Genomic DNA, 25,494 nt, shown 5'->3' with positions numbered 1-25,494 from the left:
ATGCGGCGCAAAGCCGATCCGGAGCGGACGTCTTGCAGATCCCGGCACTGCGTCCGGGACCAGAGCACTCAGCTCTTGATGTCGGCGGACCAGGTCTTCTCGATCAGCTTCACAACGCTGTCGGGCATCGGAATGTAGTCGAGCTCCTCAGCCATCTTGTCGCCGTTCTTGAACGCCCAGGTGAAGAACTTGAGGGCCTCCTTCGCGGCCGCCTTGTCGGTCGCATCCTTGTGCATGAGGATGAAGGTCGCCGCGGTGATCGGCCAGGACTTGTCGCCGGGCTGGTCGGTCAGGATGACGTAATAGCCGGGAGCCTTGGCCCAGTCGGCGTTGGAGGCGGCCGCCTGGAAGGCCTCGGTGGTCGGCTCGACGGTCTTGCCGCCCTTGTTGACCATCTTGGTGTAGGTCAGTTTGTTCTGCTTGGCATAGGCATACTCGACGTAGCCGATCGAGTTCTTGGTCTGGCCGATGTTGCCGGAGACGCCCTCGTTGCCCTTGGCGCCGACGCCGACCGGCCACTCGACCGCGGTGCCCTCGCCCACCTTGCTCTTCCAGTCCGGGCTGACCTTGGAGAGGTAGTTGGTGAAGTTGAAGGTCGTGCCCGAACCGTCCGAGCGGCGGACCACGGTAATCGCGTCCGAAGGCAGCTTCACATTGGGATTGAGCTTCTTGATCGCGGCGTCGTCCCACTTGGTGATCTTGCCGAGATAGATGCTGGCCAGCGTCTCGCCGTCGAACACCATCTCACCCGGCTTCACGCCCTCGAGGTTGACGACGGGAACGATCGAGCCCATCACCATCGGCCACTGGACGAGGCCATCCTTCTCGAGCTGCTCGGCCTTGAGCGGCATGTCGGTCGCGCCGAAGGTCACGGTCTTGGCCTGGATCTGCTTGATGCCGCCGCCGGAACCGATCGACTGGTAGTTCAGACCGTTGCCGGTCTCCTTCTTGTAGGCGTCAGCCCATTTGGAATAGATCGGGAACGGGAAGGTCGCCCCGGCACCGGTGATGTCGGCAGCAAAGGCCACCGTCGTCGATGCGGCGACCAAGCCGGCAGCGACGATCGTTTTGATGAAATTCATGCTGGTCTCCATACAGGGGAGCGAAGCGCCATCAGCGCCCGATCGCGCTCCCCGTGCCGTCCCTTTAGGAGCGGTCGGCTGTGCTTTTACGAAGGTTTCGTGACACTCGGATGACACGCGCAACCAGCTGAAATCACTTGGATTTCAGACTGAAGCCGCAGTCCTGACCTGGGGAAAACAGGCGGTGAAAGTGGCGCCCTGCTTGGGCACGCTTTCGATCAGAAGCCGGCCGCGATGGCGGTTAAGAATATGTTTCACCAGCGATAATCCGAGCCCGGTCCCGCCCTGCGAGCGGCTGTCGCCGACGTCCACCCGGTAGAACCGCTCGGTCAGCCGCGGCAGGTGCTCGGGCGCGATGCCGGGGCCGAAATCGCGGACCAGGACCCGGATTTCCGGAGTTCCATCAGGGGCCGCGGCCGAATTGAGCGACACGATGATCCGTCCGCCCGAGGCACCGTATTTGAGCGCGTTCTCGATCAGGTTCTCGAACAGGCGCAGCAGCTCCTCGCGGTCGCCGGCGATCATCACCGGCGCCCCTGGCAGATGGGTCTCGACCTCGACCTGGCGTTCCCGGGCCAGCGGCTCGAGGCCGTCGGCGACCTGGAAGATGATCGGCAGCAGGTCGACCAGGGTGTCGGGCCGCACATGGGCGGACAGCTCGACCCGCGACAGCGACAGCAGGTCGTCGATCAGGCGCGCCATGCGGGTGGCCTGGTTGTGCATGATGCCGAGGAAGCGCTCGCGTGCCCTGGGATCGTCCTTGGCCTGGCCCTGCAGCGTGTCGATGAAGCCGGACAGCGCGGCCAGCGGCGTGCGCAGCTCGTGGCTGGCATTGGCGACGAAGTCGGCGCGCATCTCCTCGACCCGGCGCAGCGGCGTCTGGTCGTGGAAGGTCATCAGCATGCATTTGTCGGCGCCGCCGAACGAGGTCGGCACCGGCACCGGCGTGATCGTCAGCTCCATCCAGCGGTCGACCGGGACATGGTCGAGATAGGTCGTGCGCCGCGGCTCGGTGGTCGCGATCGACTCGCGCAGCGCCGTGATGATCTCCGGCGAGCGCAGCGCGAACTGGGCGAGCTCGTTCCGCCGCAGCGCCGGGGCGAGCTGGGCGGCAGCGGCGTTGAGGTGGATGACGCGGCCGGCACGGTCGAGCAGAACCGCCGGATCCGGCATGCCGGCGACGACTGCGGCCACCGCCGCGCTCTCGACCGGATTGATGCGGCGGGTATCCTCGCGCGAGGCCGCGTTATCGTGCAGCCGCCAGGGGATCAGCGCCGCAGCCGCGATGCAGAGGAACACCGTCGCCGCCCGCATCACCGACAATTCGTCGAGCGAAACCACCACCGACAGCGCCAGCGCCGCGGCGATCAGGATGATGGTCGAGTGCCGCAGCCGGTCGGACCAGGGCTGGGCGGTGGGAGAAGATGGGGCGTCGATCGCCATCGGGGCGGGCTTCTCCTGGAGGCTCTGGACTCAAGACTTGAGACTCAAGACTTGAGACTCATGACTTGCGCCGGTCAGGCGCCGCTGTCGCTACGCTCTCTCACATAGGCGGCTTCACGCGCCGGGCCGGGGTCGAGCTTGAGCGCCGCCTGCTGCAGGCGCTTCGATCGTGCGCCGATGATAACTTCGCGAAACGTCAGCAAGATTACAGATATGACGAAGGGGGAAAGATAATAGAGGACGCGGAACAGCAGCATCCCGCCCAGAAGTTCCTCGCGATCCATCTGCCAGAGGCCGACCAGCATGGCGGCGTCGAACACGCCAAGGCCTCCGGGCGAATGGCTGGCAAAGCCGAGCAGGGTGGCCGAGACGAAGATCACCGCGACCACCACGAAGCCGAGATTGGGCTCGTCCGGGACCAGCACGTACATCGCGAGCGCGCAGAAGCCGAGGTCGATGATGCCGATGGCGATCTGGAGCAGGGTCAACGGGCCGCCCGGCAGCATCACGGTCCACGGCCCGCGGCCGACCACCCGCGGCTGGGTCCAGACCCAGACCACATAGGCGACCAGCCCGACGATGATCATCATCGCCACCGCCCGGTTCAGCCACGGCGGCAACTGGTCGATCGAGGCGGCGGCCTCCGGATGATAGGAGATGCCGAGGCCGAGCACGGCGGCATTGCCGAGCCAGAAGGTCAGGCCGGCGAGGAAGCAGATTTTCGCGACGTCGATCGCGTTCAGGCCGTAGGCCGAATAGATGCGGTAGCGCACCGCGCCGCCGGTGAAGACGCTGGCGCCGACATTGTGGCCGATCGAATAGCTGGTAAAGGCCGCGAGCGCATTGATGCGATAGGGCACATGGGAGTGGCCGATGGCCCGCACCGCGAACAGGTCGTAGAAGGTCAGGGTGAAATAGCCCGCAGCGACGAACAGCCCCGCCATCGCAATCTGGCTCGGCTCGGTGCTCTTGATCGCTTCGACGACCTCGTTGAAATCGATGCCTCGCAGCATGTGATAGAGCACATAGCAAGCGATGCCGATGACCGCGACGCTGATCACAACTCCAAGCTTATGCAGGATTTGCTTCTGGCGCAGAAACGATATCGCCCTGCGGATGGCTTCCAGCATCTAGACCTCGAACAACGCTTCAGCGGCCGGGGTGGCCGGCGAACAGGCGGACGACAAGCAGGTACCCAACGACCCCTCGCCGCCGGCCCCGGCATCGCGCATGCCCGCTCCCCTTCCACTAGCGCGTTTCCGGGCGGAGTGGAATTCGGCAATTCGAACAAAAACTCGTGCCTTCAATATTTTAGGCAGGGTTGCGGGCTCCTGATGCACGGTTTGGCGCTTTCGGCGGCAAGACTGGCGCGAATCTCCACGGCAATCCTGCGCAGTCGCCATGAAGTTTTGATGATTTCGACCGTACAATGTTCCGTCACGACTTAAGCCGACGTCAATCTATGGGCCGCGCCCGCCTGTTGAAAGAGGGGGGGACCCGACTTGCCGGCTGCCCGCCCCCTGCCGCACCCGGGCCGGTGCAACGAGACGATCGGCCGGGCCGTTGAGCGCTCCCGCCGCAACTACCTGTGGTTATCTCTCCGCTGCCTCTGGCGAGCGAACGGACAATCGGCGAGGTTCTCGGCAGCAAGATAGCCGGCCGCCGGTCTCGGCAGCGGTCGTTTCAAACAAGAATTTGCATGAGAGGGGGGAGAAACCATGAGGTTTCAGCTCGGCGCCGTCATCGCGGTGATCGTTATGGCCGCCGCTCCAGCCGGCGCCAGAGAGCGCAACGACAGTCCGCATTCGCAGGCGTGCATGGCCAAGAACGGTTTCAATCTCGACATGTGGCGCGCGCACGCCGCGGGCACTGACGCGCAAGTGTTGCGGTATATCCAGTGCCGGGATGGCGTGTCTGCTGCGCAGGCCAAGGCCATCGGAATTCGCGACCGCAACTTGAGCGCCGGCTTTCACTGAGCGCATCGCAGCACGAGTTTTCCCGGCCGCAAGGTCAGTGACGTTTCGCCAGCACGATATGGACTCGGTCAGCCCGCCGGCGCGGTACGCGAGACCACCCGATCGCGGAGCCAGGCGCCAATGGTGCAGCCGACGAGGTAGCAGGCGAACATGATCAGGCCGAGGTCGAGCCAGTAGCCGAAGCGGCCGGGGACCACATGCGAAAGCGAAGCGCCGACCAGAGCGATCGCGAGCACCGCGAGCCAGCGCGCGGTCACTTTCGAGGTGCCATTGCCGCGCTGGACCACCGAGATCCAGCCCATGCAAAAGCCGAGCAGCAGCGAGCCGATCAGCCAGCCCAGATGGAATGAGACGAGATAGGGCATCGTCACCTCACCAGAAATTCGATACGGCGATTCTGCGCCTTGCCGTCGTCGGTGTCGTTGCCGGCGACCGGCCGCGTGCTGCCATAGCCGACTGCGGTGAAGCGGCTGGCCGGCAGCCCGGCCTTGACCAGATAGTCGATCACCGCCTGCGCGCGCTTCTCCGAGAGCGCCTGGTTGAAGGCGTCCTCGCCATCGGCATCGGTGTGGCCGGCGACCTCGATATTGGTGGTGGGGCAGCGCAGTGCATTCTCGATCAGATGATCGAGAATGCCGACGGAATCCGGATCTATGTCGGCGCGCTTGGGTCCGAAGCGGATCTTGGCCTTGCTCAGGAGCTCCGAGAACAGTTGCTGGCACACCGTGCCGTCGACCGGGCCGGCCGCCGGCTTGACCGTGATTTCCGGCTTGTATTGCCAGTTTTTCGGGAAGTCCTTGCCGAGGCCCGCGCGGATGTCGTTGGCCGCACCTTCATAGAGCGCATCGCCCGACAGCTTCACCTCGCGGTCGGATACGACGAGCGTGCCGGTCGACAGCCGCGACAGCGCGCCGAGCGCTGCAATCACGGCGATGTTGAAGGAGCCGGGCGCGCCGACGCTGGCCTTGAGATTGTCGACGACCTTTTCGTTGAAGAACTTTCGCGACGCGCTTGTGGCGATGGCTGCGTGGACATTGTTGTCGGGAACGTAGCCGGTGAGCGTCACCGTCGCGGCCACCGGATCCTTGTAGGCCTGGAAGACGTAGGGCGGCGCCTTGACGTCGTTGGCGGCGATCGAAAAGCCTTCAGGCAGGTTCTTGAGCGCGGCTGCGACCGCTTCGCGGCCGCCGAGTTCGCGCGCCATGCCCGACAGGTTGACCTTGGTGTCCGTTATCGTGATCTTGCCGTCCTTGAGCTTGCCGATCTGGTCGAGCAGCAGCATCGCAGCCGCCTCGAACCGCGGCGGCGCGCCCCGCGCCAGCCCCATCTGATCGGCCACCTCGACACCGCCACCCCCCTTGCGGGCCGCCTCGGTCAGGCGGCCCTTGATCGACGGCAAGGGCGCGGAGCCCGACAGCGTCACCCGCACCACGTCACGCTCGGCGTTCCAGACGAAGGGCTTGGCCTCGGCAACGAGGCGGGTCTGGTCGTCGACCAGGCGCACGCCCGGGACGATCTCCACCGCCATCACGGCGTCCCGGCGCCCTTCCTCGGAAAAGGCGTCCGCGGCCAGGCGGACGTCGCGGCCGTCCACCGCGATCCGGGTCTTGTCCAGAACGGTATCCTTGAGCGCCGCCGAGCTGCGGGCGGACAGGTCCGCCTCGACCGGTAAGGTGTTCTTCCAGGCCGCAAATCCCCACATGACGGCCAGGGGGATCAGCCCCGGCCACCATTTGCTGGCCCACCTGAAAAGCTTCTGCATTCGACGACCCGAACTCTGGAACCGGAGACAAAACAAACCCTTGTCAGGCTGTCAAACCGGAAATGGCGGCCCTCCCAAGGCCTTTGCATGGACAATTGGAATAACTTTTTCTTCAAGGGTTCTTCCGTAAGTTGAGGGTGGAATGCCAGAGTCCGCCAGCCGGTCATGAAACAACTTCGTAACAACGTCATCCGCGCCGGGCTGGAAGCACTCTATTTCAGCGGGGCGCACCACCTGTTGCGCCCGCTTTTGTCGGGCGTCGGCGCCATTTTCATGCTGCATCACGTGCGGCCGGCCCGCGAGGCCGCATTCCAGCCGAACCGGCATCTCGAGGTCACCCCCGAATTCCTGCGCGCCGCCCTGAGCCATTTGCGCTCGCGCGAGATCGACATCGTCAGCATGGACGAGCTGCACGAGCGGCTGGTGCGGGGCCGGTTCTCCCGCCGCTTCGCCGCTTTCACGCTCGATGACGGCTATCGCGACAATCTCGACCATGCGCTGCCCGTTCTGCGCGAATTTGACGCGCCACTGGCGGTCTATGTCGCCAGCGACTTCGCCGAGGGCACCGGACGGCTGTGGTGGGCGGCACTGGAGGCCGTGATCGCCAAGATCGAGCAGATCGAGGTGAAAATCGGCACTTCGGCGCTGCGGCTCGATGCGACCACGCCCGCGGCCAAGCAGGTCGCATTCGACCGTCTGCACGACTGGCTGCGCGCGCTGCCGGGTGAGCACGATCTCAAGCGCGAGATCGAGGCGCTCTGCACGAGATACGGCGTCGACATCGCCGCGCTGTGCCGCGACCTCTGCCTGTCCTGGGACGAGGTGAAGACGTTTGCCGCCGATCCCCTCGTCACGATCGGCGCCCACACCGTCAGCCATTGCAACCTGGCCAGGCAAAGCGAAGAGATCGCCACGCAGGAGATGGCGGCGAGCCGCGCGCGGATCGAGCAGGCGCTCGGCCGCACGGTGCAGCATTTCGCCTATCCCTATGGCGACCGTGGAGCGGCGGGCGCGCGCGAATTCACCCTTGCTGCGGCCGCCGGATTCAAGACCGCGGTGACGACGCGGCCCGGCATGCTGTTCGCCGAGAACGCCGGCCACATGACCGCGCTGCCGCGCGTCTCGCTCAACGGCAATTACCAGGACGCGCGAATTCTGCCGGTGCTGACCTCGGGCGCCGCGACCGCGATGTGGAACGGCTTCCGCCGGATCGCGGCGGCTTGATCCTTCACACTCGGACCTCATCCTGAGGGCGCTCCGAAGGAGCGCGTCTCGAAGGATGGGCCGCCCGCATCCTTCGAGACGCGCTGACGCGCTCCTCAGGATGAGGGCGGAGCGCGCGACGGTTCCTTGACTCCCCTCCTTGCCGCGCTCAAAACGTCGCCAAACCAAAGGGAGGCACCATGTTCGACGATCTGTTCTCGCTCAAAGGCCGCATCGCACTCGTGACCGGCGGCTCGCGCGGCATCGGCAAGATGATCGCGGCGGGCTTCCTGGCGCAAGGCGCTGCGAAGGTCTACATCACCGCGCGCAAGGCGGGACCTTGCGAGGCTACGGCGAAAGAGCTGTCAGGCCAATATCACGGCGAGTGCATCGCGCTGCCGATCGACATCTCGACCGTCGAAGGCTGCGACAAGCTCGCCGGCGAAATCATCAAGCTGGAGCCGAAGCTCGACATCCTCGTCAACAATGCCGGCGCCGCCTGGGGCGCGGAGTTCGACGAATTCCCGGAAAGCGGCTGGGACAAGGTCATGGACCTCAACGTCAAGTCGCTGTTCTTCCTGACCAAGGCGCTGGCGAAACCGCTGCGCGCGGCTGCAAGCGCAGAACGTCCGGCCAAGGTCATCAACATCGCCTCGGTCGACGGCATCTTCGTCAATCCGAGCGAGACCTATTCCTACGCCGCCAGCAAAGCCGCCGTGATCCATCTGACGCGGCGCATGGCGACGAAACTGATCAAGGACAACATCAATGTCACCGCGATCGCGCCCGGCGCGTTCAAGTCCGACATGAACCGGGCCGCGCGCGACCATGCGGACGACGTCGCAAAGCGTATTCCGGCGCGGCGCATCGGAACCGACGAGGACATGGCGGGAGTGGCGATCTATCTCGCGTCGCGGGCCGGCGACTACGTGGTCGGCAACACCATCGCCGTCGACGGCGGCGTGGTCTACGCCAATGCCGGGCTTGAGATCGCGGGGTAGGCGGCGCGAGGCCGCGGCGCGGACGGTGCGCTCCCTCGCCCCGTTCTTACGGGGAGAGGGTTGGGGTGAGAGGCTCTCTCCTCACGTGAGATTGTCGCCGCACCTGTACCCCTTCACCCGGATCGCAAGAGCGATCCGACCTCTCCCCGCAAGCGGGGAGAGGTGAAGAAGTCGCCTACGACTCGATCTTCACGTACTCGAAATCGCCGGGCTTGTTGTCGATGCCGACTTTCGGCGGCGAGATCCAGGAGGCGAACTGGCCGGTTTCGGTCACGGGCTGCATCAGCGAGGAGATGAAGTCGCCGTCGGCCGTCGAAGGCAGCCATTCGTCCTTGCGCTTCGCCCAGGTGGCATCGTCGATCAAGAGACCGTCCGGGGTCGCATGCACGTCCTTGAACTCGCCGATGTGGCGGTGGAAGGCGACATTCGGCAGCTTGAGCTGGAACTGATAGCCAGCGGTCGAGATCACCTTGTTCCAGCGCAGCATGCCCTTGACGCAATCCTGGCTGTAATCATCGCGCAGGCGCATGTTGAGCGCGGTCAGCGCCGGCTCATCGACCAGCTTGATCTCGCCGTCGATGAACTTGAGCACCGGATAGGTCGCGTTCTTGAGCTGGTGATCGTCGTCGATCTGGGTCTCGTGATAGCGGCCCTTGATGCCGGTGTTGAAGGCATTCGCCGCGTTGGTCGAGACTTCCGAGCCGAACAGGTCGAGCGACAACGTGTAGTGCAGGTTCAGCTTCTTCTGGATCGTCGGCAGGTCGATCACGCCGAGCGCGCGGACCTTGGCGATGTCGGTGGGATCGGTGATGCCGGCTTCGCGCATTGCATCGCAGGTGCGCTGCACCACGCGGGTGATGCCGGTCTCGCCGACGAACATGTGGTGCGCTTCTTCCGTCAGCATGAAGCGGCAGGTCCGCGAGAGCGGATCGAAGCCCGACTGGGCGAGGCTGTGCAGCTGCATCTTGCCGTCGCGGTCGGTGAAATAGGTGAACATGAAGAAGGACAACCAGTCCGGCGTCGCCTCGTTGAAGGCGCCCAGCATGCGCGGCGCGTCGGCATCGCCTGAGCGACGACGCAGCAGATCATCGGCCTCCTCGCGGCCGTCGCGGCCGAAATATTTCTGGAGCAGATAGACCATCGCCCAGAGGTGACGACCCTCCTCGACATTGACCTGGAACAGATTGCGCATGTCGTAGAGCGAGGGCGCGGTCTTGCCGAGATGGCGCTGCTGCTCGACGGAGGCCGGCTCGGTGTCGCCCTGGATCACGATCAGGCGGCGCAGCATGGCGCGATACTCGCCCGGGACTTCCTGCCAGGCCGGCTCGCCAAAATGCTCGCCGAACGGGACGACGCGATTTTCCTCCTGCGGCGCGAGCAGGATGCCCCAGCGATAGTCGGGCATGCGCACATAGTCGAACTTGGCCCAGCCGCGCGGATCGACTGAATAGGCCGTGCGCAGATACACCAGCGATTCCTGGAAGCCCTCGGGGCCCATGTCGCTCCACCAATCCATGTAGCCGGGATGCCAGCCTTCCAGCGCTTTGAGCACCTGGCGGTCTTCGGCGAGATTCACGTTGTTCGGAATCTTGGTCGAGTAGTCGACGTTCATGATGTTCATGTTCATGGCCGCATCTCCTTGCTCCGTCTCTTGTCCCGGACGCAGTGCGGCGCGAAGTGCTGCACTGCCGAGCCGGGACCTATTGTCTGGTTCGTTCCGGGTCCCGGTTCTGCGCAGCGGCACCATAGCGCGTTGAAGACGCGCGTTGCGCTTTTGGTGCCGCAGCGCGCCCGGAACACGAAAACTACACTCTCGTCATATCGAATTTCGGCTTCTGGCCGCTGCCGTAGCGGCGCAGCGCGCCTTCCTCGCCGACCGCGTTGGGACGCTGGAAGATCCAGTTCTGCCAGGCGGTGAGGCGCGAGAAGATCTTCGATTCCATCGTCTCGGGACCGACGAAGCGCAGGTTCGCTTCCATGCCGGTGAGGCTGTCGGGCGAGAAGCTGGCGCGCTCCTCCAGAAACACGCGAACCTCGTCGTCCCAGTCGATGTCGTCGAGCGCGAAGGTGACGAGGCCGAGCTCCTCGGCTTGCTCGGCGTCGAGCGCGGTACCCATCGTGGCTTCCGCGCGCTCCACATCGGACGGATCGGCCTGGAAGCGCGACGAAAGCCGCGTCAGGCCATGGCTCATCGGATACGGACCGAAATTCATCGCCGACAGCTCGATCGAGGGCGGCGGACGATTGTCGCCCTGGCGGGTGCCGATCAGCATGTAGGAGCGGTCGGCGGCGAAGACGAGCTCGGCGAGCGTGCCGGCAAAGCAGGAGCCGGGCTCGACCAGCGTCACCAGTGTACGCGAGGTGACGTCGATGCGTTTGAGCACGCGCTTCCAGTAGTGCCGGATTTCGTTGACCAGCCAGTGCGCCTTGTTGGCTTCGAGGAAGGCATCGCTGGCGAGCACGTGGGCGCGGTCACCATGGCTCTTGAACACCAGCATCGCGATCTCGAGCTCGTTGATGCGCAGGTGCAGGATCGCGTCGTCGATCTCGCGCGCGACCTGAAGCGGCCAGAACGACGCCCCCTGCGCCATCATGCCGTCAATGTCGGCCGGCGGCGGCGCCTCCGGCGCCTTGATCGAGATCGTGGCGATGCGGGCCGTGCGGTCGATATCGACCGTGACGAAGCCGTAGCGGATGCTGGTTTCGTCGATGATGCGCTTGAGCGGGGTGAGCGCGATGCCCTTGCCGCTGCCCTTGCGTTTCGAGGCGGCTGCGAATTCCCTGGCGCGCTCGGCGACCTTGGCTTCGAGTTTTGAGTTCGGCGCGATCTCGTCGACCAATCGCCACTGCACGGCGCGCTTGCCCTTCACGCCCTCCTCGATGGTGCAGAAGAAATCGGCGTGGTCGCGGCGCACCTTGCGCTTGTCGACGACGCGGGTGAGGCCGCCGGTGCCAGGCAGCACCGCGAGCAGCGGCACTTCGGGCAGAGCGACGGCAGACGAGCCGTCGTCGGCGAGGATGATGTGGTCGGTGGCGAGCGCCAGCTCATAGCCGCCGCCGGCGGCCGAGCCGTTCACCACGGTGATGAAACGCTGGCCGGAATTCTCCGACGAATCCTCCATGCCGTTACGGGTCTCGTTGGTGAACTTGCAGAAATTGACCTTGTGGGCATGGGTGGAGCCCGCGAGCATGCGGATGTTGGCGCCGGCGCAGAACACGCGGTTCTTGGCCGAGCGCATGACCACGACCTTCACCTCGGGGTGCTCGAAGCGCAGCCGCTGCACGGCGTCCGCGAGTTCGATGTCGACGCCGAGATCGTAGGAATTGAGCTTGAGCAGATAGCCTTCGAACAGACCGCCGTTCTCGTCGACATCCATGGTCAGCGTCGCGACGTCACCTTCGACCGCAACCTTCCAGTGCCGATAGCGGGACGGCTCGGTCTGGAAATCGATGAATGTCGCGCCGCCTGCGAGGCGCCGATCTTCCCCGGCCATGGGCCACCCTTGAGCTTGATTATGCGTTCTGAGCTTTAGCGTAGATGCACAATAGTGCATCTTTTTACAGCCGTCTACCCCTTAGCGGGATGGACATGCATTTTGTTTCATGCGCGCAATTCAGGACCGCACGATCGCGCCGAGGGCGATCCAGTCTGCCTTGGAAAGCTCAGACCGGCCGAGCTTGGCTTGCAACAGCGCGACCAGGGCCGGAACAGGGAAGGTCTCGACGAAGCCATCGCCGGCCGCAGCCGCCTTGCGGGAATTCAGCGGCCGCAGTTCGCCGAGCGCCTCGCCGAACAGCCGGGCGGCCGAATGCAGCCGCTGCATGCGCAGCCGCAGATTCGCATTGGCGATGTGGATGCAGGCGCGCAGCAGAATGCGCTCGCGGCCGCCTTGCGGCGCTGCGGCCCACACCGCTTCCAGCACCTCCTGCGATTCCCAGAAATAGCCGCGGTCGTTGAGAGCGAGCCCGTAACGCAGCGCCGGATGGCGCGCCGGCACATGGCCGCGAAAGGCCGAAGGCACCAGCGCCTTGGCCAGGTCGAGCGTCTCGTGGTCCGCATCGACCGCACCGGTCTCGCCCGGCACGTGGGCCCATTGCGGCCACGGCAGCGGGCCGCTCGCGTTCGAAGGCACACTCATTGAGGGCGTGCCTCCGCAACATCATGCGGCGCGTCCCTGGAGTCCCTGATCGTCGCGCAGGGCCGCACTTGCAAATTGCTCAATCGCGTCAAGCGTCGCCCCCGGCGCTTCACGATGCGGGGAATGGCCCGCGTCTGAAATGATTTTCAAATCTACCGGACAATAACACTCTTCCTGCGCGATTTCGACCTGAAGCAGTGTCCCATATTGGTCATTCGCGCCTTGCAGGATCATGACAGGGACACGGATATAGGCGAGATATTCGGAAATATCCCAGTCGCGGAACTTGGGGTCGAGCCAGGCGCCGTTCCAGCCATGGAAGGCGTTGTCGACGTCCTTGTGCCAGCGCGCAAGCTTTGCCTTGAGATCGGTGGTCTCGAAGGCCGTCTTGATTTCGGCAATCGACTTCACCGAGACGTCCTCGACGATGAAGTGCGGCGCGATCAGCACGAGGCCGCTCAGCCGGTGGTCCTGATGCGCGCCGGCATAGATCGTCGCAATCGAAGCGCCGTCGGAATGGCCGAGCAGGAGGCCGCGCTTGAACCCGATCGCATCGAGGATTTTCGGCAGCACGTCGAGCGCCTCGCGATGCATGTAGTCGAGCCGTCGCGGCAGCGTCACCGGGCTCGACTGGCCATAGCCCGCGCGCGAATAGACGAAGACGCCGGCGGAGGTTGCCTGCCGGAGTTTTTCAGGGAAGTCGCCCCAGAGGCCGACGGAGCCGAGCCCTTCATGCAGCAACACGATGGTCGGCGCGTCAGCCGATTGCGGCGCGAGCCATTTGTATTCGAGGCTGGCGCCATCGATGCTGAGGAAGCCGGTGGGGGTGAGGTTTGTCATGCTGTCACTCAATCTTCGGGCGATGAGAACGAGACGTGGCCAAGCGCTCCGTCGTTCCCTCCCCCCTTGCGGGGGAGGGCTAGGGAGAGGGGTGCCACACGGGGACTCCCGGTGTGGCGGAGACCATCTGGCGCGCGACAATGAAAACCGTTTGCTGGGCTACCCCTGTCCCCCGCCCTCCCTCCTTGCGGGGGAGGGAGCGCAGTGGAGTCCGCTGCGACAGTGTCAGTCACGTTCGACATGCGCTCACTCAATTCGTCCCGTCCCGCAGCTTGAACCGCTGGATCTTTCCCGTCGCGGTCTTCGGCAGCGACTCCACCACGTCGATCCAGCGCGGGTATTTCCAGGGGCCGATCTTCTGCTTGACGTGCTCCTTCAGCATTTCCTGCAAGTCGGTCGTCTTCACACCCGGACGCAGCACGACGAAGGCCTTCGGCTTCAGCAGGCCCTCCGGATCGGCCTCGGGCACGACGGCAGCTTCCAGCACGGCGGGATGCGTGATCAGCGCGCTCTCGACCTCGAACGGCGAGACCCAGATGCCGGAAACCTTGAACATGTCGTCGGCGCGGCCGCAGAAGGTGTAGCGGCCCTCGCCGTCGCGGACATATTTGTCGCCGGTGCGGGTCCACGGTCCTTCAAAGGTGCGGCGGCTCTTGTGGCGCTGATTCCAGTAGCCTTCGCCGGCGGAAGGCGCATCGACCAGGAGCTCACCGACTTCGCCGTCGGCGACGTCCTGGCCGGATTCGTTGACGAGCCGCACGGCATAACCCGGCACCGGCTTGCCGGAAGAGCCGTATTTGATGTCGCCGGGCGCGTTCGACAGGAAGATGTGCAACAGCTCGGTCGAGCCGACGCCGTCGAGGATGTCGACGCCGAAGCGCGCCTTCCAGCTGAGGCCGACGGATTCCGGCAACGCCTCGCCGGCCGAGGTACAGATGCGCAGGGCGCCGCCGCCGCGCTCGCTCTTCATGGTTTCGTCGTTGAGCATCGCCGCGAACAGCGTCGGCACGCCGTAGAAGATCGACGGCTTGTAGCGGTTCATCAGGTCGAACATGCGCGCCGGCGTCGGCCGCTCGCTGTTGAGGATGACGCTGGCGCCGACCGACATCGGGAAGGTCAACGCGTTGCCGAGGCCATAGGCGAAGAACAGCTTGGCGGCGGAGAGGCAGACATCGCTCTCGCGGATGCCCAAGACCTGGCTCGCATAAGTGTCGGCGGTCGCCTGCATGTTCGAATGGATGTGACGCACGCCCTTGGGCATGCCGGTCGAGCCGGACGAATAGAGCCAGAACGCCGGCTCGTCGGGATGCGTGGCGGCGGTGGTGAATTTGTCGCTCTCGTCCGCGAGCTCCTCGGCGAGTTGCTTGTGACCGTTCTGCTTGGCGCCGGAGACGACGACATGCTCCAGATCGGGCATGCGGCCGACGACGTCCCTGATGACGGGGTAGAGCGCTTCCGACACGAACAACACGCGCGCGCGGCAATCGGCGAGGATGTAGGCGTATTGGTCCGCCGTCAGCAGCGTATTGAGCGGCACCGGCACGATGCCGGCGCGGATCGCACCCAGGAACACGATCGGGAAATCGACCGTGTCCAGCATGATCATCGCCACGCGTTCCTCGCGGCGGACGCCGAGCCGGCGCAGCATGTTGGCGGCGCGCCGCGTCTCGCGCTGAAGCTCGCCATAGGTGAGCCGCGAGACGGTGTCGTCGAAAGCCAGCTTCCCGCCGCGGCCCGCCTCGACGTTACGGTCGAGCAGCCAGGTCACCGCGTTATAGGATCCCTCGCTCACGGACTTCTCCCTCGATTTTAGAATTATAATTCATACAAAGACACTGTGTCGGCTTGCTGTCAATGCTAGCAGGCACTATGTTTCATTAAAGCACGCCGCGGGACATCCCCTAAAGAAGGCTCTGATCTGTAGTCCATGACCGACAGTCCCGACGCCGAATCCCGCTTCCTCGAACAGCTCGGCCAGCGCGTGCGCACCATGCGCGCGCTGCGCGGCATGTCGCGCAAAGTGCTCGCCAAGGTATCAGGGATTTCGGAGCGCTACATCGCGCAGCTCGAGAGCGGCAAGGGCAACGTCTCGATCGTGCTGCTGCGCCGCGTCTCGGACGCGATGGGCGCGCATCTCGAGGACCTGCTCCCCTCGACCGATCCGACGCCCGACTGGCAGATGTTTCGCGATCTGCTGCGCAAGGCGACGCCGGCACAGGTCGCTCAGGCCAAGGATGTCCTCGCCGGCGGCAGCGCATCCGCGCCGCGGCGCGCGCCGTTCTGCGGCATTGCTCTGATCGGCCTGCGCGGCGCCGGCAAATCCACGCTCGGCCGGATGCTGGCGAAGAAGATCGGCTGGAGCTTCGTCGAGCTCAACAAGGAGGTCGAGCAGCAGAACGGCCTCTCGGTCGCCGAGATCATCGCGCTCTACGGCCAGGAAGGCTTTCGCCGCATGGAGCAGGCGGCGCTGCAACAGCTGCTCGCGCGCAACGAGCTGATGGTGCTGGCGACCGGCGGCGGCATCGTCTCGGAACCGCTGACCTTCGACCAGATCCTGTCGTCGTTCTACACGATCTGGCTGAAGGCCGAGCCGGAGGAGCACATGGCCCGTGTCCGCCGCCAGGGCGATCTCCGCCCGATGGCCGACGACCGCTCCGCCATGGCCGAGCTGCGCAACATCCTGCTGAGCCGCGAGCCGTTGTACGCACGCGCGACGGCGGTGGTGGATACGGCGGGATTGTCGGTCGACGCCGCGGCCGCGCGGCTGATCGATGCGGTGCGTCCGGTGCTCCAGAACGAAGCCCGCAGCTTCGGGCTGCGCAGCGTGGCGCTGTAGGTCGGGACTTGATATGGCCGACAGCGACGTCGCAACGTCCATGTTCGAGCGGATCGGGGGCAGTGCCACGATCGACCGGCTGGTCGACCGCTTCTACGAGCGGATGGACACCCTGCCGGAAGCAAACGCCATTCGCGCGATGCATGCCGCCGATCTCGGCCTGATCAGGGACGTGCTGAAGCGCTATCTCACCGAATGGACCGGCGGGCCAAAACTTTACTCCGTCGAAAAAGGCCATCCACGGCTGCGCCAGCGCCATATCGGCTTTGCCATCGGCGATGCCGAGCGCGATGCGTGGCTACTCTGCATGCGCGGCGCGCTGGAGGAGACGGTGACTGATGCGGCCGCGCGGCAAGACCTCGACCGCGCGCTGTCCGGTCTCGCCGACTGGATGCGCAACCGGTCGTAAGCGCGTCGATCAAGCCAACGTGTAGCGCTCTCGGCTATCGCTCCGCTGACCCGGGCTGCAAGTCTTCCGACGCGACTAGACCGACCAGTAATTCGGATGCGGGTAGGACCGCGAGCGGTCGCCCCAATCGAACTCATCGCCATCGAACTCGCATGGACCGCCGCTGAACTCGTCCATCGTCAGTTCGACCTGGAAGGCCTGACGGCCGCGATCGTATTTCAGGGCGCTCCACTGCACCGGATAATGATGATGAGTACCGAGCAGCCCGCCGGTCTTGATCACGGCATAGGTGACCATTCCGCTGACCTTGTCGAGCATCAGTCGCTCAATCGTGCCAAGCTTCGTGCCGTCGCGCCCGTAGACGGCGACGTGCTCCACGCGATCACTGGGAACCATGGTATGGTGCATGGCATCCTCCCTGTTCTCTTGTGCCGCGCATTATAGCCTGCCAGGCAGCCCGAGCGAAGTGCGCTGTAGCTACAGCAACTGCGAACGGACCGCGTCGGCGCCCTCGCGCAGCAGCGGCAGGAAGCGGTCGATCAGCTCCTGAGCCGGCACGCGGTCGACATGGGCGCCCATGTTGATCGCGGCGACGATCACATCGTCGTAGCGGCGGACGGGAACCGAGATTGAACGGAAATGCGGCTCGGCCTCGCGGTCGACCAGCGAATAGCCCTGCCCGCGGTCGGCGACGATCCGTGCCAGCAGCGCCCCGGGATCGGTCACCGTCTGCGGCGTCAGCGCTTCGCGCGTCATTGTTTTCAGGCGCGCGGCGAGTTCGGCATCGCCGAGTTGACCCAGCATGGCGCGGCCGACCGAGGTGCAGAACGCCGGCAGCCGGTAGCCGATCTCCAGCCCGCCTGAAAACATCCGCGCCGGACTGCTCCGCGCCACGAACACGACGTCGTCACCGTCGAGCACCGCGAGTGACGCGATTTCATTTGCCGCAGTCGCGGCGCGATCGAGCACCGGTTGCAGCACCGTGACGAGCTGGTTGGAGCGCAGAAACGAGGCGGCAAGGGTCAGCACGTGCGGCGTCAACGTGAACAGCTTGCCGTCACCACCGACGAAGCCGCCACGCTGGAGCGTGAACAGCATGCGCCGGGCGGTGGCGCGCGGAAGATCGGCGGCGCGGGCGAGATCGCTCAAGGTCATCGGGCCTACCGTCGTGCCGAAGGACTGAAGCAGGCGCAGGCCGCGATCGAGGCTTTCGACGAAATCCGTCGCGCGCTCGTCGGTCTCGCTTCGCTTCAGCTTGGGCATGGCGTCGGACATTCCTGCAAAATAGTGCTTGCTGCCGGTCCAAGGCATGTCATAATTCGCCCATTCGTTCAATAGGCGAACAAACGCCACTCCGAGATTGAAGGATGCACTCGCCATGATGAGCCAGGAGCAGAACGACCTGATCACCCGCAGCGGGCCGAAGGATCCCTGCGGCAGACTGATGCGGAGCTACTGGCAACCGGCGGCGCTGGTGGATGAGCTGGAGGGCGAGCGGCCGATCCGGCCGGTCAGGCTGCTCGGCGAAAACCTGGTTCTGTTCCGCGACGAGACCGGACGCTACGGCCTGATCGACCGTCACTGCGCGCATCGCGGCGCCGACCTCGCCTTCGGGCGGCTCGAGCACGGCGGCCTGCGCTGCGCCTTCCATGGCTGGCTGTTCGACGCCACCGGCCAGTGCATCGAGACCCCGGCTGAGCCGAAGGACTCGAAGCTCTGCCAGAACATCCGTCAGCGCTCCTATCCCGTGTTGGAGAAGAGCGGGATCCTCTGGGCCTATCTCGGCGAGGGCGAGCCGCCGGCATTTCCGGAGCTCGACTGCTTCGTCGCGCCCGGCACGCACACTTTTGCGTTCAAAGGCCATATGGCCTGCAACTGGCTCCAGGCACTCGAAGTCGGCATCGATCCCGCCCACGCATCGTACCTGCATCGCTTCTTCGAGGACGAGGACACCTCCACGGCCTACGGCAAGCAGTTCCGCGGCGCCTCCGCCGGCTCCGACCTTCCGATGACAAAAATCCTGCGCGAATACGACCGTCCGATCATCAATGTCGAGCATACCGAATACGGATTGCGGCTGATCGCACTGCGCGAGATCGACGAGGAGCGCACCCATGTGCGCGTCACCAACCAGCTCTTCCCGCACGGCTTCGTCATCCCCATGAGCACGGAGATGACGATCACGCAATGGCACGTGCCGGTCGACGACGAGAATTGCTACTGGTATGCGATCTTCACCAGCTACGCGAACCCGGTCGACAAGCAGAAGATGCGCGACCAGCGGCTCGAGCTGTACGAGCTGCCCGACTACAAGTCGCGGAAAAACCGCAGCAACGATTACGGTTTCGATCCGCACGAGCAGCAGACCGCGACCTATACCGGCATGGGCAGCGACATCAACGTCCACGACCAGTGGGCGGTGGAGTCGATGGGCGCGATCCAGGATCGCACCAAGGAGCATCTCGGCTCGAGCGACAAGGCGATCGTGCAGTATCGCCGCCTGCTGCGGCAGGAGATCGAGAAGGTTCTGGGCGGCGAGAAGCCGATGCTGTTTCTGGACGAGGCCAATGCGCGCAGCATCCAGGGACCCGCGACCATGGACGGCATCGGGCCGACGCGGGGCTGGGAGACCTACTGGATGGAAGTCGACGTCAAGCGCCGCCGCGGCGCACCGTGGACCGCGCCTGTTCCGAAGGAGATCGCGGACAACGTGCATCGGTTGACGGCGGCGGAGTGACGACTGTGGTCGGCTCCCGTAGGGTGGGCAAAGGCGCAAAGCGCCGTGCCCACCATGCCCGCGTGCGAACGACAGACGTGGTGGGCACGCTTCGCTTTGCCCACCCTACGGCAGCTGAAGGAGCGGCAAAGTGACTTTCGTCGCGCGTCATGCGCTGTGGTCGGATGAGCAGAAGGACGCGGCGACGCGCATGCGGCGCCTCGTCGAGGAAAAGAACCTCGAGGTCATCCGCCTCGCCTTTCCCGACCAGCACGGCATCCTGCGCGGCAAGACCATCATCGCGTCGGAGGCGATCGCCTCGCTGGAAAGCGGCTGCTCCATCACCACCACCATGCTCGCCAAGGACACCTCGCACCGCACGGTATTCCCGGTGTTCACCTCGGGCGGCGGCTTCGGCATGAAGGAGATGGAGGGGGCGGCCGACGTGCTGATGGTCGCTGATCCCACCACTTTTCGCGTGCTACCATGGGCGCCGGCCACGGGCTGGGTGCTGTGCGATCTCCATTTCAATGACGGCCGCCCGGTGCCGTTCGCAACGCGCGGGCTCTACCGCAAGGTGCTCGACGATCTCGCAAGCCGCGGCCATGATTTCGTCGCCGGGCTCGAGGTCGAATTCCATATCTTCAAGCTCGACGATCCGCATATGCGCGCCGAGGACGCAGGCCAGCCCGGCACGCCACCTTCGGTGAGCCTGCTCAGCCATGGCTATCAATATCTCACCGAGCAGCGCTTCGATCAGATGGAGCCGGTGCTGGAGATCCTGCGCCGCGACGTCGTCGCGCTCGGGCTGCCCCTGCGCTCGGTCGAGGTCGAGTTCGGGCCTAGCCAGTGCGAATTCACCTTCGCGCCGAAGAAGGGGCTGGAGCCCGCCGACAACATGGTGCTGTTCCGCTCGGCGGTGAAGCAGATCGCGCGGCGCCACGGTTATCACGCCACCTTCATGTGCCGGCCAAAACTGCCGAACCTGTTCGCGAGCGGCTGGCACCTGCATCAGTCGATCGTCTCGCGCACGAGCGGCGAGAACCAGTTCATGGCGAAGGACGGCGGCGAGCCGCTCAGCGCGTTCGGCCGCGCGTACCTGGCCGGCCTGCTCGATCACGCCCGCGCCTCCACCGTGTTCACCACGCCGACCCTCAACGGCTACAAGCGCTACCGCTCCTATTCGCTGGCGCCGGACCGCGCGATCTGGGGCCGGGACAATCGCGGCGTCATGATCCGCGTGCTTGGGGCGGCCGGCGATCCCGCCACACGGCTCGAGAACCGCATCGGCGAGCCCGCGGCCAATCCCTATCTCTACATGGCCTCGCAGATACTCTCAGGCCTCGACGGCGTCGACCGCAAGCTCGACCCCGGCCCGTCGGCCGACACGCCCTACGAGACCAAGGCGCCGCTCTTGCCGAAATCGCTGCGCGATGCCGTCGGTGCGCTGAAGGACGATCCATTCTTCCGGGAGAAGCTCGGGCCTGAGTTCGTCGACTATTACACCCACATCAAGAACGCCGAGATCGACCGTTTCCTGTCCGAGGTGACCGACTGGGAACACCGCGAATATTTCGAGATGTTCTGACCTCCTCACTCTGACATCCTCCCTCTGACCACCTCCCTTGGAGGTCAGGGAGTTCACACCCCCGTGAGGTGACTTCGTCCCACCTGTTCCAACGACATCACATCGCGGTGCGACGAAGCCATTTTCCTCATGCCCCGAAAACCGCCGGAAAAACACCGGGGTTAGGCTTTGATCCGTGATCAACAATGGAGTTCGGTCATGTGGGGTCAATTGTTCAGCCTGATCTATCGTCTGTCCTGCCGGACCACTCTGATCGAAATCGGCACGCATCGGTTTGCGCGCTAGCCCCGGGTGGATGCGAATTAGGTAAGACGGATTGACCAGATAGCGGGGTTGCCATGCGCAAGCTGATCCTGATAGCAGCGATGTCGCTGCTCGCAACACAAGCCCATGCGGGTGGTCCGCGTAGTCTGAGCCTCGCGGCGACCAGCGCAAGCCAGCCGGCCGCCGAGCAACCGGCCTCGCCGACGGCCACGCCGCAGACGACGCAAGCCCCGGCGGCAACGCAGGCGCCGAATGTCCAGACGGCGACCACCGCCCCGACTTCAACCGCTGCCACCGCGCCGCCGACCGCGACAGCGCCCACCGCAACAACGCCGGCGCAGCCCTCGGCCACAGCGGTGACCAGCACAACCGGGACAACCAAGCCGAAGCGCCGCCAGCCGTCCACGGAAGCGCGCGTGATCCGCGAACTGCATCGGCACGGTATTTATTGGTAAAGAGCGGACAGATCTCCCCCCGGTCATTGCGAGCGCAGCGAAGCGATCCTGATTGCCGCCGCGGAAAGATGAGATCCGACCCTCAAATCCCCAGATATTTGTGCTGCAAATCCTGCTCGGCCATCAGCTCGTCGGAGGTGCCGCTCCACACCGTCTTGCCGCGTTCGATGATGGTGTGACGGTCACAGATGCGGGCGAGATGGTCGACGTTCTTGTCGACGACAAGGATCGACTGTCCCCGGCTCTTGAGCAGCGACAGGCAATGCCAGATCTCTTCGCGGATCAATGGCGCAAGGCCCTCGGTCGCTTCGTCGAGGATCAGCAGTTTTGGATTGGTCATCAGCGCGCGGCCGATCGCCAGCATCTGCTGCTCGCCGCCGGAGAGCTGGTTGCCCATGTTGGAGGCTCGTTCGGCGAGGCGCGGAAACATCACGTAGATCGACGCCAGCGTCCAGGGATTGGCGCTGTTGAAGCGGTCGGCAGCGGCGGCGACCAGGTTCTCGCGCACGGTGAGGTTCGGGAAGATCTGGCGCCCCTCGGGCACGAGGCCGATGCCGAGTTTTGCGATCCTGTAGGACGGCTGCGTCCGCACCTCCGCGCCCGCAAAGCGGATGCTGCCTGCACGTGCCGGCGTCAGGCCCATGATGGAGCGGATGGTGGTGGTCTTGCCCATGCCGTTGCGACCCATCAGCGAGACCATCTCGCCCGGCTTGATCGACAGCGACAGGCCGAACAGCACTTGGCTGAGGCCGTAGCAGGTCTCGATGCCTTCGACGTCGAGCAGCGTGTCAACCATCACCTTTTCAGACATGGTGCGTCACCACATGCGCTTCGCCGAGATAGGCGCGCTTGACGTCCTCGTTGGCCCGGATCGCGGCCGGATCGCCGGAAGCGATGACGCGGCCATAGACCAGCACCGAGATGCGGTCGGCCAGCGCGAACACCGCGGGCATGTCGTGCTCGACCAGCACGATCGAGACTTCCTTCCGCAGCTCCTGGAGCAGTTGCACCATGCGCTGGGATTCGGTGACGCCGAGGCCGGCCATGGGCTCGTCGAGCAGCAAGAGCTTGGGCTTGCTGGCCAGCGCGACCGCAAGCTCGATCTGGCGACGCTCGCCATGGCTGAGCCTGGACACCAGGACATCGGCACGGTGCAACAGGCCGACGCGATCGAGCGCGGCGTGCGCGGCATCGCGCAGGCCCTTTTCCTTGCGCGCACGCGCGAAGAAGCGGAACGAGGTGCCGGCATGCGCCTGCGCCGCGAGTGCGACATTGTCCGCGGCGGTGAAATCGAGCAGCAGCGAGGTGATCTGGAACGATCGTGCCAGGCCAAGCGCACAGCGGCGATAGGCCGGCAGGTAAGTGATGTCGCGACCGCCGAGCGAGACGCTGCCGGAATGCGGTTCGAGATGCCCGGTGAGCTGGCTGATCAGCGTGGTCTTGCCGGCGCCGTTCGGGCCGATGATGGCGTGCAGCTCGCCGGCCGCGACGTCGAGCGAGACGTTGTCGGTCGCAATGATACCGCCGAAGCGGCGCACCAGCTTTTCGACGCGGAGCAAGGGCTCAGCCACGGCCAACCCTCCCGAGCAGTCCCATGATTCCGCCGCGCCCGAACAGCACGATCAGCAGCAGCAGCGGCCCCATGATCAGCGCCCAATATTCGGTGAGCTGCGACAGGAATTCTTCCAGCAGCAGGAACACCACCGCGCCCATGACCGGACCGAACAGCGTGCCCATGCCGCCGAGGATGACCATCACCATGAGGTCGCCGGAGCGGGTCCAGTACATCACGGCCGGACTGACGAAATCGGTGTTGTTGGCGAGCAGCGCGCCGGCAAGACCGCACATGGTGCCGGAGATGACGAAGCAGACGAGCTGATAGCGCTTGGCCGGGAAGCCGATCGCCTGCATGCGCTGCTCGTTGGAGCGCAGCCCCTGCACGACGAGGCCGAAACGCGAATTGACGATGCGCCAGATCAGGAAGATCACCGCGAACAGGCAGGCAAGGCAGAGATAATAGAACTGCGTGCGATTCGACAGGTTGACCACCCCGGAGAAATCGCTGCGCTTGTAGACGGTGAGGCCGTCATCGCCGCCGTAGCGCGCCAGCCCCGAAGCGACGTAATAGGCCATCTGTGCGAAGGCGAGCGTGATCATGATGAAATAGACGCCGCGGGTGCGAAGCGAGAGCGCGCCGATCACCAGTGCGTAGATCGCGGACGCCGCGAGCGCGACCGGAAACTGGATGAAGCCGCTTCCGACGCCTTCCTGCGCCAGCATGCCGACCGCGTAACCGCCGATGCCGAGATAGGCAGCGTGACCAAAGCTCATCATGCCGCCAAAACCCATGATGAGGTTGAGGCTCGCCGCCGCCAGTGCCAGGATGACGATGCGGGTAAACAGCGTCAGGATGAAGATATTGCCCGATGCTTGCGAATAGAGCGGCAGCAGCACGAGCCCCGCCAGCATCAGGGCCGTCACGGCCTTGGCTACAGTGAAAGACTTCATCGACGGTTGGCCGGAAACAGCCCCTCCGGCCGCACCATCAGCACGATCGCCATCAGCAGGTAGATCAGCATGGAGGACAGGGCGGGCGCGGCGGTGGAGGCGGCGGCGCCGCTCAAGACCTGCCGCAACAGGTTCGGCAGGAAGGCGCGGCCGAGCGTGTCGATCATGCCGACGAAGATCGCAGCGAGGAACGCGCCGCGGATCGAGCCGATGCCGCCGATCACGATGATGACGAAGGCGAGGATCAGGATGTTCTCGCCCATGCCGATCTGCACGGTGAGGATCGGCGCCTGCATCATGCCGGCGAGCCCGGCGAGCGCCGCGCCGAGCCCGAACACCAGGGTGTAGAGCAGCTTGATGTTGATGCCGAGCGCGCCGATCATTTCGCGGTTGGAGGCGCCGGCCCGGATCAGCATGCCGATGCGGGTGCGCATAACGCCGAGATAGAGCAGGAGCGCAACCAGCAGCGCCACGACGATGATGGCGAGGCGATAGGCGGGATAGTGGATGCCGGGCAGGATCGGCACCGGCACCGTGAGCCAGGCCGGCAGCGGCAGCGCAAGGCCGGCCGGCCCCCAGATCAGCCGCACGGCTTCGTTGAAGAACAGGATCAGGCCGAAGGTCGCGAGCACGTGGTCGAGATGGTCACGTCCATAGAGATGCCGCAGCGCGCCCATCTCGAGCACGATGCCGAGCACCAGAGTCGCGCCGAGCGCCAGCAGCGCGCCGAGCAGGAAGCTGCCGGTCCAGGCCGCGAAAGTCGCGGCGAAATAGGCGCCCATCATGTAGAGCGAGCCGTGCGCGAGGTTGACGAGATCCATGATCCCGAACACCAGCGTCAGGCCGGCGGCCAGCAGGAACAGCAGCAGGCCGAACTGCAATCCGTTCAAGAACTGTTCGACGACGAGCAGCATCAAAACTCTTTCAGGCGCACGCAGGTTCGCGCCGATGTTCGAACACGGTCGCCATCAGTGAAAGAGCTCCCCCTGCCTCTACAAGGCAGAAAAATGGGTAATGGCAGTATCGTTCCGAGGCAAGAGCGATTTGACACCAGACATGCACTTTGTTGCATGCCGGTGCATCAGATCGAAATCTCCTTGTGCGCCCGTGCAAGAAAGCTGCCGTGCAGGATGGGTCAACCTGCCGCACCCAAAACGATCACCCTCTCCCCGTTGCCGGGGAGAGGGTGTGAAATCCGTCGCCGTGTCGAGATGCGCCTAGTGTCCTGAACCAGAAGTTCGCGACATCGGGTCGTTTTCTGCGGGGGCATTG

General features: G+C 64.8%; 24 protein-coding genes. 8 read left to right on the top strand and 16 right to left on the bottom strand.

Annotated features, from left to right (window positions below; translation table 11 throughout):
- Nucleotides 1-68: 68 nt before the first annotated feature.
- From pstS to OC450_RS33530, 3 genes are all read right to left on the bottom strand, one after another.
- Nucleotides 69-1,082, bottom strand: a complete 1,014-nt coding sequence (gene pstS / locus OC450_RS33540; RefSeq protein ID WP_211384156.1) for a phosphate ABC transporter substrate-binding protein PstS — start codon at nt 1,080-1,082, stop codon at nt 69-71.
- A gap of 144 nt (nt 1,083-1,226) precedes the next feature.
- Nucleotides 1,227-2,525 (bottom strand): ATP-binding protein, encoded by a 1,299-nt coding sequence (locus OC450_RS33535; RefSeq protein ID WP_262049439.1) that lies wholly within the window; start codon nt 2,523-2,525, stop codon nt 1,227-1,229.
- Between the two features lie 74 nt (nt 2,526-2,599).
- Entirely contained in the window at nt 2,600-3,655 is a 1,056-nt protein-coding gene (locus tag OC450_RS33530; RefSeq protein WP_211384154.1) for a lysylphosphatidylglycerol synthase domain-containing protein, read from the bottom strand.
- Nucleotides 3,656-4,243: 588 nt separating this feature from the next.
- Here OC450_RS33530 and OC450_RS33525 point away from each other — a divergent pair.
- Nucleotides 4,244-4,501 (top strand): hypothetical protein, encoded by a 258-nt coding sequence (locus OC450_RS33525; RefSeq protein WP_262049438.1) that lies wholly within the window; start codon nt 4,244-4,246, stop codon nt 4,499-4,501.
- A gap of 68 nt (nt 4,502-4,569) precedes the next feature.
- Here the strand turns inward: OC450_RS33525 and OC450_RS33520 are convergent, their stop codons facing one another.
- Both OC450_RS33520 and OC450_RS33515 read right to left on the bottom strand, forming a co-directional pair.
- Nucleotides 4,570-4,866 carry a hypothetical protein gene (locus OC450_RS33520; protein WP_211384152.1) on the bottom strand — a complete coding sequence of 99 codons (297 nt, stop codon included), beginning with the start codon at nt 4,864-4,866 and terminating at the stop codon, nt 4,570-4,572.
- Between the two features lie 2 nt (nt 4,867-4,868).
- Nucleotides 4,869-6,263: an OmpA family protein gene (locus tag OC450_RS33515; RefSeq protein ID WP_256808923.1), complete on the bottom strand. Its 1,395-nt coding sequence runs from the start codon at nt 6,261-6,263 to the stop codon at nt 4,869-4,871.
- Between the two features lie 165 nt (nt 6,264-6,428).
- On the opposite strand from OC450_RS33515, the gene OC450_RS33510 reads away from it, so the two are divergent.
- Complete coding sequence (locus tag OC450_RS33510; protein ID WP_256808922.1) at nt 6,429-7,487, top strand: polysaccharide deacetylase family protein; 1,059 nt, start codon at nt 6,429-6,431, stop codon at nt 7,485-7,487.
- Nucleotides 7,488-7,666: 179 nt separating this feature from the next.
- Nucleotides 7,667-8,467 carry an SDR family oxidoreductase gene (locus OC450_RS33505; protein ID WP_211384149.1) on the top strand — a complete coding sequence of 267 codons (801 nt, stop codon included), beginning with the start codon at nt 7,667-7,669 and terminating at the stop codon, nt 8,465-8,467.
- A gap of 175 nt (nt 8,468-8,642) precedes the next feature.
- On the opposite strand, the gene boxB is transcribed toward OC450_RS33505, so the two are convergent.
- The 5 genes from boxB to OC450_RS33480 form a co-directional block, all read right to left on the bottom strand.
- Nucleotides 8,643-10,094 carry a benzoyl-CoA 2,3-epoxidase subunit BoxB gene (gene boxB / locus OC450_RS33500; RefSeq protein WP_211384148.1) on the bottom strand — a complete coding sequence of 484 codons (1,452 nt, stop codon included), beginning with the start codon at nt 10,092-10,094 and terminating at the stop codon, nt 8,643-8,645.
- A gap of 178 nt (nt 10,095-10,272) precedes the next feature.
- On the bottom strand, nt 10,273-11,961 hold the full coding sequence (gene boxC / locus OC450_RS33495; RefSeq protein ID WP_262049437.1) for a 2,3-epoxybenzoyl-CoA dihydrolase: 1,689 nt from the start codon (nt 11,959-11,961) through the stop codon (nt 10,273-10,275).
- A 120-nt stretch (nt 11,962-12,081) separates the two neighbouring features.
- Nucleotides 12,082-12,606 (bottom strand): DUF309 domain-containing protein, encoded by a 525-nt coding sequence (locus OC450_RS33490; RefSeq protein ID WP_211384146.1) that lies wholly within the window; start codon nt 12,604-12,606, stop codon nt 12,082-12,084.
- 21 nt (nt 12,607-12,627) lie between these two features.
- Nucleotides 12,628-13,446 carry an alpha/beta fold hydrolase gene (locus OC450_RS33485; protein WP_256808918.1) on the bottom strand — a complete coding sequence of 273 codons (819 nt, stop codon included), beginning with the start codon at nt 13,444-13,446 and terminating at the stop codon, nt 12,628-12,630.
- 250 nt (nt 13,447-13,696) lie between these two features.
- Nucleotides 13,697-15,238 (bottom strand): benzoate-CoA ligase family protein, encoded by a 1,542-nt coding sequence (locus tag OC450_RS33480; RefSeq protein WP_211384144.1) that lies wholly within the window; start codon nt 15,236-15,238, stop codon nt 13,697-13,699.
- A 135-nt stretch (nt 15,239-15,373) separates the two neighbouring features.
- On the opposite strand from OC450_RS33480, the gene OC450_RS33475 reads away from it, so the two are divergent.
- Together OC450_RS33475 and OC450_RS33470 are read left to right on the top strand one after the other, a co-directional pair.
- On the top strand, nt 15,374-16,282 hold the full coding sequence (locus tag OC450_RS33475) for a helix-turn-helix transcriptional regulator (RefSeq protein WP_262049436.1): 909 nt from the start codon (nt 15,374-15,376) through the stop codon (nt 16,280-16,282).
- A 13-nt stretch (nt 16,283-16,295) separates the two neighbouring features.
- A complete protein-coding gene (locus tag OC450_RS33470; RefSeq protein ID WP_262049435.1) occupies nt 16,296-16,691 on the top strand; it encodes a group II truncated hemoglobin in 396 nt (131 codons plus the stop codon).
- A 75-nt stretch (nt 16,692-16,766) separates the two neighbouring features.
- On the opposite strand, the gene OC450_RS33465 is transcribed toward OC450_RS33470, so the two are convergent.
- Together OC450_RS33465 and OC450_RS33460 are read right to left on the bottom strand one after the other, a co-directional pair.
- Nucleotides 16,767-17,099, bottom strand: coding sequence for a PRC-barrel domain-containing protein (locus tag OC450_RS33465; protein ID WP_211384141.1), 333 nt, complete (start codon nt 17,097-17,099; stop codon nt 16,767-16,769).
- A gap of 69 nt (nt 17,100-17,168) precedes the next feature.
- Nucleotides 17,169-17,954: an IclR family transcriptional regulator C-terminal domain-containing protein gene (locus OC450_RS33460; protein WP_211384140.1), complete on the bottom strand. Its 786-nt coding sequence runs from the start codon at nt 17,952-17,954 to the stop codon at nt 17,169-17,171.
- A 115-nt stretch (nt 17,955-18,069) separates the two neighbouring features.
- Between OC450_RS33460 and OC450_RS33455 the strand changes: the two genes are divergently transcribed.
- From OC450_RS33455 to OC450_RS33445, 3 genes are all read left to right on the top strand, one after another.
- Nucleotides 18,070-19,428 carry an aromatic ring-hydroxylating dioxygenase subunit alpha gene (locus OC450_RS33455; protein ID WP_262049434.1) on the top strand — a complete coding sequence of 453 codons (1,359 nt, stop codon included), beginning with the start codon at nt 18,070-18,072 and terminating at the stop codon, nt 19,426-19,428.
- Between the two features lie 130 nt (nt 19,429-19,558).
- Complete coding sequence (locus OC450_RS33450) at nt 19,559-20,995, top strand: glutamine synthetase family protein (protein WP_256808908.1); 1,437 nt, start codon at nt 19,559-19,561, stop codon at nt 20,993-20,995.
- 338 nt (nt 20,996-21,333) lie between these two features.
- Nucleotides 21,334-21,714 carry a hypothetical protein gene (locus tag OC450_RS33445; RefSeq protein ID WP_211384137.1) on the top strand — a complete coding sequence of 127 codons (381 nt, stop codon included), beginning with the start codon at nt 21,334-21,336 and terminating at the stop codon, nt 21,712-21,714.
- An 82-nt stretch (nt 21,715-21,796) separates the two neighbouring features.
- On the opposite strand, the gene OC450_RS33440 is transcribed toward OC450_RS33445, so the two are convergent.
- The 4 genes from OC450_RS33440 to OC450_RS33425 are packed head-to-tail and all read right to left on the bottom strand — an operon-like array spanning nt 21,797 to nt 25,136.
- On the bottom strand, nt 21,797-22,525 hold the full coding sequence (locus OC450_RS33440; protein WP_262049433.1) for an ABC transporter ATP-binding protein: 729 nt from the start codon (nt 22,523-22,525) through the stop codon (nt 21,797-21,799).
- Nucleotides 22,518-23,285: an ABC transporter ATP-binding protein gene (locus tag OC450_RS33435; RefSeq protein ID WP_211384136.1), complete on the bottom strand. Its 768-nt coding sequence runs from the start codon at nt 23,283-23,285 to the stop codon at nt 22,518-22,520. The genes OC450_RS33440 and OC450_RS33435 overlap by 8 nt, the downstream gene beginning before the upstream one ends.
- A complete protein-coding gene (locus OC450_RS33430) occupies nt 23,278-24,222 on the bottom strand; it encodes a branched-chain amino acid ABC transporter permease (protein ID WP_262049432.1) in 945 nt (314 codons plus the stop codon). Before OC450_RS33430 ends, OC450_RS33435 begins: the two co-directional genes overlap by 8 nt.
- A complete protein-coding gene (locus OC450_RS33425) occupies nt 24,219-25,136 on the bottom strand; it encodes a branched-chain amino acid ABC transporter permease (protein ID WP_262049431.1) in 918 nt (305 codons plus the stop codon). Before OC450_RS33425 ends, OC450_RS33430 begins: the two co-directional genes overlap by 4 nt.
- Nucleotides 25,137-25,494 lie beyond the last annotated feature (358 nt).

Origin of the sequence: Bradyrhizobium sp. Bra78 (genome assembly GCF_024519855.1) — a bacterium.
Taxonomy (GTDB): Bacteria; Pseudomonadota; Alphaproteobacteria; order Rhizobiales; family Xanthobacteraceae; genus Bradyrhizobium; species Bradyrhizobium japonicum_G.
Note: the sequence above shows the minus strand (reverse complement) of the source record. Positions and strands in the feature narration are given on the sequence as shown.

What these genes read in the sequence shown, in the direction of transcription:
- pstS (WP_211384156.1), bottom strand. Translation starts at nt 1,082, where the DNA reads ATGAATTTCATCAAAACGATCGTCGCTGCCGGCTTGGTCGCCGCATCG.
- OC450_RS33535 (WP_262049439.1), bottom strand. Translation starts at nt 2,525, where the DNA reads ATGGCGATCGACGCCCCATCTTCTCCCACCGCCCAGCCCTGGTCCGAC.
- OC450_RS33530 (WP_211384154.1), bottom strand. Translation starts at nt 3,655, where the DNA reads ATGCTGGAAGCCATCCGCAGGGCGATATCGTTTCTGCGCCAGAAGCAA.
- OC450_RS33525 (WP_262049438.1), top strand. Translation starts at nt 4,244, where the DNA reads ATGAGGTTTCAGCTCGGCGCCGTCATCGCGGTGATCGTTATGGCCGCC.
- OC450_RS33520 (WP_211384152.1), bottom strand. Translation starts at nt 4,866, where the DNA reads ATGCCCTATCTCGTCTCATTCCATCTGGGCTGGCTGATCGGCTCGCTG.
- OC450_RS33515 (WP_256808923.1), bottom strand. Translation starts at nt 6,263, where the DNA reads ATGCAGAAGCTTTTCAGGTGGGCCAGCAAATGGTGGCCGGGGCTGATC.
- OC450_RS33510 (WP_256808922.1), top strand. Translation starts at nt 6,429, where the DNA reads ATGAAACAACTTCGTAACAACGTCATCCGCGCCGGGCTGGAAGCACTC.
- OC450_RS33505 (WP_211384149.1), top strand. Translation starts at nt 7,667, where the DNA reads ATGTTCGACGATCTGTTCTCGCTCAAAGGCCGCATCGCACTCGTGACC.
- boxB (WP_211384148.1), bottom strand. Translation starts at nt 10,094, where the DNA reads ATGAACATGAACATCATGAACGTCGACTACTCGACCAAGATTCCGAAC.
- boxC (WP_262049437.1), bottom strand. Translation starts at nt 11,961, where the DNA reads ATGGCCGGGGAAGATCGGCGCCTCGCAGGCGGCGCGACATTCATCGAT.
- OC450_RS33490 (WP_211384146.1), bottom strand. Translation starts at nt 12,606, where the DNA reads ATGAGTGTGCCTTCGAACGCGAGCGGCCCGCTGCCGTGGCCGCAATGG.
- OC450_RS33485 (WP_256808918.1), bottom strand. Translation starts at nt 13,446, where the DNA reads ATGACAAACCTCACCCCCACCGGCTTCCTCAGCATCGATGGCGCCAGC.
- OC450_RS33475 (WP_262049436.1), top strand. Translation starts at nt 15,374, where the DNA reads ATGACCGACAGTCCCGACGCCGAATCCCGCTTCCTCGAACAGCTCGGC.
- OC450_RS33470 (WP_262049435.1), top strand. Translation starts at nt 16,296, where the DNA reads ATGGCCGACAGCGACGTCGCAACGTCCATGTTCGAGCGGATCGGGGGC.
- OC450_RS33465 (WP_211384141.1), bottom strand. Translation starts at nt 17,099, where the DNA reads ATGCACCATACCATGGTTCCCAGTGATCGCGTGGAGCACGTCGCCGTC.
- OC450_RS33460 (WP_211384140.1), bottom strand. Translation starts at nt 17,954, where the DNA reads ATGCCCAAGCTGAAGCGAAGCGAGACCGACGAGCGCGCGACGGATTTC.
- OC450_RS33455 (WP_262049434.1), top strand. Translation starts at nt 18,070, where the DNA reads ATGATGAGCCAGGAGCAGAACGACCTGATCACCCGCAGCGGGCCGAAG.
- OC450_RS33445 (WP_211384137.1), top strand. Translation starts at nt 21,334, where the DNA reads ATGCGCAAGCTGATCCTGATAGCAGCGATGTCGCTGCTCGCAACACAA.
- OC450_RS33440 (WP_262049433.1), bottom strand. Translation starts at nt 22,525, where the DNA reads ATGTCTGAAAAGGTGATGGTTGACACGCTGCTCGACGTCGAAGGCATC.
- OC450_RS33430 (WP_262049432.1), bottom strand. Translation starts at nt 24,222, where the DNA reads ATGAAGTCTTTCACTGTAGCCAAGGCCGTGACGGCCCTGATGCTGGCG.
- OC450_RS33425 (WP_262049431.1), bottom strand. Translation starts at nt 25,136, where the DNA reads ATGCTGCTCGTCGTCGAACAGTTCTTGAACGGATTGCAGTTCGGCCTG.